Below are 8,444 nucleotides of genomic sequence, written 5' to 3' on the forward strand. Positions count from 1 at the left end.
GCCGGACGCGGTCGCCGACGCCGGATTCGCGGAGTACGCCTCGGCCGCGCGGTCGGTGTCCCATGCCGCGGCGGCGGCAACCGTGCCGGGATTGTCGGAGGGCGCTGCGGAGGCGAGACCGGTGAGCAGGGTGAGGGCGCAGGCCGTCGCCAGCGCGACGACGGGGGTGAGCGCGAGGGTGCGTCTCTGTCTTCGGGGGGTGCCGGAGTGCATGCTGCTCTCCTTGCGGGTGGGTGAACTGGCCGGTGGGGGAGGGCGGTTCAGGGGTACTGGACCACCTGGGACGGCACGGTGTCGGAGCCCGACGTGGGGTTGCCCGTCGAGTTGATGACGTGCGCGTACTGACCCTTGCCGCCGAGCGAGACGACGAGCAGGTGGTGGAACTTCACGCCGGATTTGTTCGGGGCCTGGAATCCGTGCTCCTGCACGATGGACGGAGCGACGTTGTAGTAGCAGTAACTGCCCAGGCCCCAGCCCTCGTGCGTGTTGACGGAGTCGGCGACCTTGTACGCGGCGTAGCCCCGGATGCTGCCGTTCTGGATGGCGGCCTGGTTGGGGGCGTCGTACGCCTTCTCGTTCTGGTAGAAGATCGTGCGTCCGCGCTCGCCGTTCCACTGCACGTCGTACTTGTTGAAGTGCTCCACGAACAGGCCGGTGGCAAGGACGTCGGCGCCGTTCACGACCACGCCGTAGTCGGCCCGGTTGGTCTCCCAGCCGACGCCGTCGCCGTGGTCGGCACGCCAGACCCAGGTGTGGTCGACGATGGTGTGCCGGCTGTTGACGACCATGCTGGTGGTGGCCTTGCCCGCGCCCGCACCGCCGATGCGGATGAACACGTCCTGGACGGTGGTCGGGTTGCCCACGTGCGAGCCGCTCGCGCCCGACGGGCCGACCTCGACGAGCGTCTTGGAGTTCTGCGGCCCGGCGTCGACGAGGAACCCGGCCAGGCGCACCCCGTCCACGTCCGCGGTCTTCACCGCGGTCACGCCGTTGTCCGGGATGAGGGTGGCGTAGCCGATGCCGAGGACGACGGTGTTCGCCTTTTTGACCTGGATCGGCCGGTCGAGGTGGTAGATGCCGGGGGTGAGCAGGAGGTGGAGCCCACGGTCGAGCGCGGCGTTCAGGGTGGCCGCGCTGTCGCCCTCCTTGGCGACGTAGAAGGCGGAGAGGGAGAGTGACTGCCCCTGCGGGGTGCCGCGGCCCCAGCTGGTGCCGCGGGCGTTGGTGCGCAGGGCGGGCAGGAAGACCTTGTACTCGCCGCCGTCGAGGTAGAGGAAGGGCTTCTCGCGGGAGTACGGGGTGTTGTTCAGGGTCGTGTAGGGCGGGTTGGGGAAGGTGTCGCCCGGGGCGCCCTCGACGCCGGAGAAGACCATGTTCCACACCGCGTTCAGCCAGCCGCCGATCGAGCTGTCGCGGGTGTACCACTGCTGCTGGGAGTACGGCTGTACGGTGCCGTCGATGCGGCTGTCGGCGATGTAGCCGCCGCTGGCCCAGCCGTAGCCGTTGGGCGCGAGGTTCAGGTCGCCGCGCACGTGCATGCGGCGGAACGGCGCGGCCTGGGAGACCGCCCAGCGGTTGGCGCCGCTGACCGGGGAGAGGGAGAGGTTCTCCGCCGAACGCCAGAAGTTCTGCGTGGCGTTGCCGTTGAACCAGCCCGCGTCGACGGTCACGTCACCGTTGAAGTGCGTGTCGTCGGGGGACAGGCCCAGGCCCATGATCGAGGTGTAGAAGCCGATCTGGGCGTTGAGACCGCCGTAGGTGCCGGGCTTGAAAAGCAGGGCGTAGCGGGCCTTGCCGAACTGCGCGGACTCCTGCTTCTTGAAGACCTCGTCCAGCTTCGCCTGGATGCCCCCGGTGGACGGGTCGAAGATGATGACGTTCGGCCCGAAGTCCGGGGCGGCGGCGTTCGCGGGCTGCGGACCGCGGGCGGCGGGGGCCTGCGCCGGGGGCGCGTCGGGAGCGGCGACCGCGTGGGAGGCGAGCATCCCGGTGGCCGGAACCGCGAGGGCCGCGGCGAGGGCCGTGCGGCGGGAGAGGGCCGATCCGGCGGCGGGCGTGGGCGTGTGCTCAGACATGGCGAGTCTTCCTGTCAGCAGGGGGTGGGGGCACTGCTCCGGAGGGGGGCGGCACAGCTCCGGGGTGGGTGGGCAGAGCGGTGCCGTATGTGTTCGGTTTGAGTTCAGAACATGAACGTTGATCGCTGAGAGAGCGCTCTCTCGCGTTGGATAGTTGTGTCTGAGACAAGAAGCGTCAAGGGGGTGCGCACGATGTCGCGCTGACTCGGTGGAGAGAAGTCAACTAGGTGCCCGTGTGGGCAATTTGGCGCCAATAGCTCGTACGTGAGGGAAATGTCCGCCCGGGTGGCACGCGAGCCAACCTGGTCCATGTGCGGTGCACTTGATGCCTCATCAGGTAAAGAGATCCGAACCGGCATCCGACTGATTGCTATAAAGACACCGTGACTCCCGATGCCCTGCGCCCCGCCCGCCCCGTGACGTTGGAGGACGTGGCCCGGACAGCGGGGGTGTCACGCGCCACCGTCTCCCGGGTCGTGAACGGCGCGCCCACCGTCGACCCGGAGCTGCGCCGCAAGGTGGAGGAGGCCGTCGAGGCCACCGGATACGTGCCCAACCAGGCGGCCCGCTCCCTGGTGACCCAGCGGACCGACTCCATCGCCCTGGTGGTGTCCGAGCAGGAGCGGCGGCCGGTGGCGGCTCCCTTCGTCGGCCGGATGTTCACCGACCCCCACTTCGGGCGGGTGGTCGGCGGACTCCTGGACGTGCTGCGCCCGGCCGGGGTGCAGATGGTCCTGATGCTGGTGGACGACGACACCTCGCGCCGCCAGCTGCTCTCGTATCTGCGGCAGGGGCATGTGGACGGCACGGTGCTCGTCTCCTCGCACGCCTCCGACCCGCTTCCCCGGCTGATCGCGGAGACCGGGCTGCCCGCGGTCCTTGCCGGACGCCCGGCGGGGACGGTACCGCTGCCGTACGTGGAGGTCGACCAGCGGGCGGGGGCGCGGATGGCCGTCGACCGGCTTGTCACCGGAGGGCGCCGCAGGGTCGGCACCATCGCCGGGCCGCAGGACATGCCGGCCGCCCGGGAACGCCTTGAGGGCTTCCGTGACGCGCTGGCCGCGCACGGCGTGACCGGGGCGCCGTGGGCGGAGGCGGACTTCACCCGGGTGGGCGGTGCCGAAGCGATGCGGCGGCTCCTGTCCGATCACCCGGACCTGGACGGCGTGTTCGTCGCCTCGGACCTGATGGCGCAGGGCGCGCTCCAGACGCTGCTGCGGGCGGGCCGGCGGCTGCCGCAGGACGTGGCGGTGGTCGGCTTCGACGACAGTGAGGCCGCCCGGTCCTGCGAGCCCGCGCTGACCACGGTCCGGCAGCCGGTGGAGGAGATGGCCGCCGAGATGGCCCGGCTGCTCCTCGGCCGGATCAAACAGCCGGGCGACGCGCCGCTGTCGATGGTGTTCCGCCCGACGCTGGTGGAGCGGGCGTCCGCGTGACCGTCCCGCCGGGCCTGCCGGGCATCGAGGCACAGGACCGGACGGCCACGGAGAGGACCGCCACGGGCAGGACCGCTACGGGCAGGACCGCACCGCGGACCCGCTCAGGGCAGGAACGCCACCAGCGCCACCGTCGTCCCGCTTTCGTCGACCGTGACCTCGCAGTCGTCCGTGAGGGCGTGGGCCAGCCACAGTCCCCGGCCGTTCTCGGCCTCGTCCGGTGCGGGGAGAGCGGCCGGCTCGCACGGCTCCGGGCAGGTCAGGCCCGGCCCGCTGTCCGCGATGGAGCAGCGCAACCCCTCGTCCGTGCGGGCGAGATGGATGCGCCCCTTGCCGCCGCCGTGCACGACGGCGTTGCTCGCGACCTCGTGCACGGCGAGCACGAAGTCGCTGAGCCGGGGCTCGCACAGGCCCGCGTCCTCGGCGCGACGGGTGACGAGCAGGCGCAGGCGGGCCAGGTCGGTCATGGTGAAGGGGAGTTCGAGCAGGGTGGCCCTTGCGGAGGTGAGGGCGAGCGTGTCGTTGACGTGCTCCCGGTGCAGTGCCGGGTCACCGCCGTTGTCGTCGTTGCCGATGCCGCGGTTGAGGATCACTGAACGGATCACTTCACCCTTCGCCCAGGACGAGTTGAGATACTTCGGCGGCTCCGCAGAGCCGTAACACTTTGCCCTGCGCGGGTGAGCAGCGGACCGCGAGGAGGTGGTCACGGGGCAGCGTGCCCGCGAGCCGCGTCAGCGTCGATGCGCCGTGTATGTCCATGAAGCACAGCTCGGACAGGTCGAGCACCTGAGGGCGTCCGGGCTCGGCCAGGGCGTGCGCGAGCGCGGAGTCGAACTCCTCGCGTGTCGCGATGTCGACGTCTCCGGCGATCCGCAGTTCGGCTCCGGTGCGGGTGATCTCCAGTGCGCCGAGGTGCCGCAGGACCTGTTTGGGATGCGCGCGGTGGATCCGGTCCAGGACGCCCTCGTCGAACTTGCGCAGGTCGTACTCGCAGACGGCGGTGAACCCGATCTCCGCGAAGAGCGGCGAGAGGCCGGCCTCGTACTCGACCAGGAGGTCTTGGTCGACACCCGGTGCCGCGGCCCAGCCCATGTCACCGACGATCCGGAGGCCCGAGAAGCCGCCGTGGCGCGCCTTGTCCGTCAGCTCCACCCACATCTGGGCCCGTTCGGCGGGGTCGAAACCGGTCGCCGGGTCGTATCCGGGTACCTCGTCGACCACGACGAGGCGTCCGTCCATGAGCGCGGGGCCCAGCCGGAAGCCGCAGCCGCTCAGTGCCTCGGCCGCGAGCGCGGGGGTGGTCGCGGGGTCGGTGAAGAAGATCACTTGCTCGCCGCGCGAGAGGCCGATGTCGGCGTACGCGGCACGGAGTTCCCAGCGGGATTCGTCGTCGTCGAACCCGAGGCATGCGTGATCCCCGGCATTCATACGGGTGACGGAGACCGTCCTGGTCACAGAACTGGCGTCCATGGGGCCGACCTTAGGGGCGGCGCGAGGCGACACGGTGCCTGTGATCACTGTTGACTGAAGTCGTTCCAAACGCTGGACAACTCGATAGTTCGTTGCGACGAGCGATCGGTGAAGGTGATGATCGCCGCATGGTTCCGACACCTCCCGACGGCCCCGGCCGGGCGCGGAGGTGCTACGTCGGTACGACCGTCGTCTCGGTCGCTTTTACGCTGGTCCACACCGGTGTCCCGTCCGTGAGGCCGAGCTCCGCCGCGGCCTGCGGGGTGATCTCGGCGACGAGGTCGGGGGCCTCGGACGAGGTGATCAGGAGACGCAGCCGGCTGCCGCTCGCGGTGATCTCGCGGACGGTGCCGGGCCAGACGTTGCGGGGGCTGCCGGTGGGCTTGTCGCGGTGCACGGAGACCGCCTCCGGGGCGATGATCGCCAGGGCGTCGGTGCCCGCCGGGAGCGGGTCCGCGGTCACAAGGGTCCCCCCGCCGGGCAGGGCGAGGCCGTCGGGTCCCGCGACGCCGGGCCAGGCGTTGCGGCCCAGCATCCTGGCCACCCACGGGGAGCGGGGGTGCCGCGTCACCTCGGCGGGCGTCTCGTCCTGGAGGGCGAGCCCCTGGTCCAGTACGAGGACACGGTCGGCGAGGGACACCGCCTCGACGGGGTCATGGGTGACGATCAGGCAGACACCGCCGAAGGTGTCGAGGTGCGTACGCAGGGTGTGGCGCACCCGGGCCCTGGTCGTCTGGTCGAGCGCGGCAAGGGGCTCGTCGAGCAGCAGCAGCCGGGGCTGGGCCGCCAACGCGCGCGCCAGTGCCACCCGTTGGGCCTGGCCGCCGGAGACCTGGGCCGGCCTGCGGTGCGCGAGGTGCCCGACGCCGAGCCGGTCGAGCCACTCCTGCGCGCGCCGCCGGGCCTCGGCGCGCGGAACGCCGAGCGCGCGCGGCCCGTACGCCGTGTTGGCGAGGGCGCTCATGTGCGGGAACAGGGCGCCGTCCTGCGGGACCCAGGCGACGTGCCGGCGGTGCGGCGGCAGCCGGGTGACGTCGGTGCCGCCGAGACGGAGCTCGGCGTGGGCCCGCGGGGTGAGGCCCAGGAGCGCGCGCAGCAGCGTGGTCTTGCCCGCGCCGTTGGGCCCGACGACGGCGATGGTGGTGCCCGGTCCTGCGTCGAGGGCGAGCCGGTTGAAGCCGGTGACCTCGGCGTGCAGGGACCAGCGCTCCTCCGGGGCGGGCGGCGCGGGCTCGGTCACCGCAGTGGCCGATGCAACGCCCCCGGACGCGACGGCCCCGTCCCCGGCGGCCCCCGCAAGCGCAAGCGCGCCCGAGTCGTCCGGCACCTGTCCTGACCGCTCTGGCTGCCCCGACCGACCGCCCCGCCGGCTGCCGGGCGTGCTCATCCAGCGCCCGCGCAGCGCCACGAGCACCGCCATGGCGATGGCGAGCAGCAGCAGCGACACGGACGTCGCGGCCTCGGGGGAGTCCTGGAGCAGCAGATACACCTGGAGCGGCAGGGTCTGGGTGCTGCCGGGCAGGTTGCCCGCGAAGGTGATGGTCGCGCCGAACTCACCCAGGGCGCGTGCCCAGGTCAGGGCGGCTCCCGCGATGAGCCCGGGGGCGACCATGGGCAGCGTGACGGTACAGAACACCCGTACCGGCGAGGCCCCCAGGGACGCCGCGGTCTCCTCGTAACGGGGGCGCAGTCCGCCGAGCGCGCCTTCGAGGCTGATGACGAGGAAGGGCATCGCCACGAAGGTCGCCGCGATCACCGCGCCCGACGTGTGGAACGGCAGGGTGATCCCGAAGGTGTCCTCCAGCCACGGGCCGAGCAGTCCGCGCCGCCCGAAGGCGAGCAGCAGGGCGACGCCGCCCACGGTGGGCGGCAGCACCATCGGGAGCAGGACGAGGGAACGTACGACCGCCTTGCCGGGAAAGTCGACGCGGGCAAGGAGCCAGGCAAGCGGCACCCCGAGCAGCAGGGAGAGGCCGAGCGCCCAGAAGGAGACGACGAGGGACAGCTTCAGCGCCTGTGTCGTTCCCTCGCCGGTCAGATGGGCGCCGAGGTCGCCCCACTCGGTACGCACGAGGATCCCGAGCAGCGGCAGCATCAGGAACGCGATGGCGAGCAGCGCGGGAATCGCCAGGGCGATCGGGGTGCGGGGGCCGGAGGTCCGGCCGCGCAGGCGTTTCATCGTGGTCCCTGGGGTGCGCTCGGGGTGGTGTCGCGAGGTGAGGGGGCGTCAGGGGCGTGCCGGGGGACGGCCCGGCACGCCCCGACCGGGGAGGCGGTCGGCCCCCTCACCTCGGCTGGTGCGGCCACGGTTTCACGAAGCCGTGGCTACGGGTGTGACTGCTGTTGCTGTTGCTCCTGCTGCTACGGCTTCTCGAAGCCCGCGTCCTTCAGGATCTTCTGCGCGGCGGGCGTGGAGAGCCACTTCACGAACGCCGCCGCTGCCTCCTCGTGCTTCGAGGTCTTCAGTGTGGCCGCGGGGTACTCGGCGATCGCGTTCTCGGCGTCGGGAATCTTGATCGCGTCGACCTTCCCGGTGGCGGTGGCGGCGTCCGTCTTGTAGACGAGCCCGGCGTCCGCCTCGCCCAGTTCGACCTTGCTCAGGACCGCGCGGACGTTGGGTTCCTGCGAGACCGGCTTCACGTCGATCTTCTGGTCGTCGAGGATCTGCTTGCTGTAGCGGCCGACCGGCACCTCGGGCGCGGCGAGCACGACCTTCAGCTTGCTGTCGGAGAGGTCCTTCAGCTCGGCGACCTTCTCCGGGTTGCCCTCGCCGACCGCGATGACCAGGCGGTTCTTGGCGATCACGGACGGCGTCCCGGTGTCGGACCCCAAGCCGTCCATGGTCTTGGTGTCGGCGGTGACCAGGGCGTCGGCGGGGGCTCCCTGCTTGACCTGGGCGGCGAGTTCCTGGGAACCGGCGAAGGAGAAGTGGACCTTCGTCCCGGGGTTCTCCTTCTCGTACGCGGCGCCTGCCGTCTCGAAGACGTCGGTGAGCGAGGAGGCGGCGAGCACCGTCAGGTCGGCCTTCGGCGCGGAGTCGCCCGCGGCCTTCTTGGAGCTGTCGCCCTTGTCGTCGTCGTTGCCGCAGGCGGCGAGCGGGACGAGGAGGGCGACCGTGAGCACGGCGGCCGCGGTACGGCGCCTGGCGGGGCTGAGAGCGCTGAGAGCAACGGTCATGAGCGTGGAACTCCTTGGGGACTAGGCCGGCGGCGCGGTCCGGCCCGTGGTGGTGGATCCCGGCGTGCGGACCGGGGGTCAGGTGCGGTCGATGTGCACGCTGGTGGACTTCACGCGGGCGGTCGCCCGCATGCCGACCTCCAGGCCGAGCTCCTCCACTGCCTCCCTGGTCAGGAGCGAGACGAGCCGGTGCGGACCTGCCTGGATCTCGACCTGGGCCGCGACGTCGCCGAGCTTCACGGCGGTGACTATGCCGGGAAAGGCGTTGCGGGCCGAGGTTTAGGGG

General features: G+C 71.5%; 6 protein-coding genes and 2 pseudogenes. 1 reads left to right on the forward strand and 7 read right to left on the reverse strand.

Annotation, left to right across the window (positions count from 1 at the left end):
* Both ACQKIP_RS32535 and ACQKIP_RS32540 read right to left on the reverse strand, forming a co-directional pair.
* A pseudogene (locus tag ACQKIP_RS32535) lies at nucleotides 1-213 on the reverse strand (discoidin domain-containing protein); the annotation flags it as partial.
* A 47-nt stretch (nucleotides 214-260) separates the two neighbouring features.
* Nucleotides 261-2,075 carry a coagulation factor 5/8 type domain-containing protein gene (locus ACQKIP_RS32540; RefSeq protein WP_365858388.1) on the reverse strand — a complete coding sequence of 605 codons (1,815 nt, stop codon included), beginning with the start codon at nucleotides 2,073-2,075 and terminating at the stop codon, nucleotides 261-263.
* 383 nt (nucleotides 2,076-2,458) lie between these two features.
* Here ACQKIP_RS32540 and ACQKIP_RS32545 point away from each other — a divergent pair, with 383 nt between their 5' ends.
* A complete protein-coding gene (locus ACQKIP_RS32545) occupies nucleotides 2,459-3,511 on the forward strand; it encodes a LacI family DNA-binding transcriptional regulator (RefSeq protein ID WP_365858390.1) in 1,053 nt (350 codons plus the stop codon).
* Nucleotides 3,512-3,615: 104 nt separating this feature from the next.
* On the opposite strand, the gene ACQKIP_RS32550 is transcribed toward ACQKIP_RS32545, so the two are convergent.
* The 5 genes and pseudogenes from ACQKIP_RS32550 to ACQKIP_RS32570 all read right to left on the reverse strand — a co-directional run.
* Entirely contained in the window at nucleotides 3,616-4,116 is a 501-nt protein-coding gene (locus tag ACQKIP_RS32550) for an ATP-binding protein (protein WP_365858392.1), read from the reverse strand.
* 1 nt (nucleotide 4,117) lies between these two features.
* Nucleotides 4,118-4,981: an MEDS domain-containing protein gene (locus ACQKIP_RS32555; RefSeq protein ID WP_365858394.1), complete on the reverse strand. Its 864-nt coding sequence runs from the start codon at nucleotides 4,979-4,981 to the stop codon at nucleotides 4,118-4,120.
* A gap of 172 nt (nucleotides 4,982-5,153) precedes the next feature.
* Nucleotides 5,154-7,160: an ABC transporter permease gene (locus tag ACQKIP_RS32560; RefSeq protein WP_365858396.1), complete on the reverse strand. Its 2,007-nt coding sequence runs from the start codon at nucleotides 7,158-7,160 to the stop codon at nucleotides 5,154-5,156.
* Nucleotides 7,161-7,342: 182 nt separating this feature from the next.
* A complete protein-coding gene (gene modA, locus ACQKIP_RS32565; RefSeq protein WP_365858398.1) occupies nucleotides 7,343-8,158 on the reverse strand; it encodes a molybdate ABC transporter substrate-binding protein in 816 nt (271 codons plus the stop codon).
* Between the two features lie 78 nt (nucleotides 8,159-8,236).
* Nucleotides 8,237-8,437 (reverse strand): annotated as a pseudogene (locus tag ACQKIP_RS32570) (TOBE domain-containing protein); the annotation flags it as partial.
* Nucleotides 8,438-8,444 lie beyond the last annotated feature (7 nt).

Source organism: Streptomyces sp. NPDC059900 (assembly GCF_050270335.1).
Lineage (GTDB): Bacteria > Actinomycetota > Actinomycetes > Streptomycetales > Streptomycetaceae > Streptomyces.

Coding starts and splice junctions, on each gene's coding strand:
- ACQKIP_RS32555 (WP_365858394.1), bottom strand. CDS start 4,981: ATGGACGCCAGTTCTGTGACCAGGACGGTCTCCGTCACCCGTATGAAT.
- modA (WP_365858398.1), bottom strand. CDS start 8,158: ATGACCGTTGCTCTCAGCGCTCTCAGCCCCGCCAGGCGCCGTACCGCG.
- ACQKIP_RS32560 (WP_365858396.1), bottom strand. CDS start 7,160: ATGAAACGCCTGCGCGGCCGGACCTCCGGCCCCCGCACCCCGATCGCC.
- ACQKIP_RS32540 (WP_365858388.1), bottom strand. CDS start 2,075: ATGTCTGAGCACACGCCCACGCCCGCCGCCGGATCGGCCCTCTCCCGC.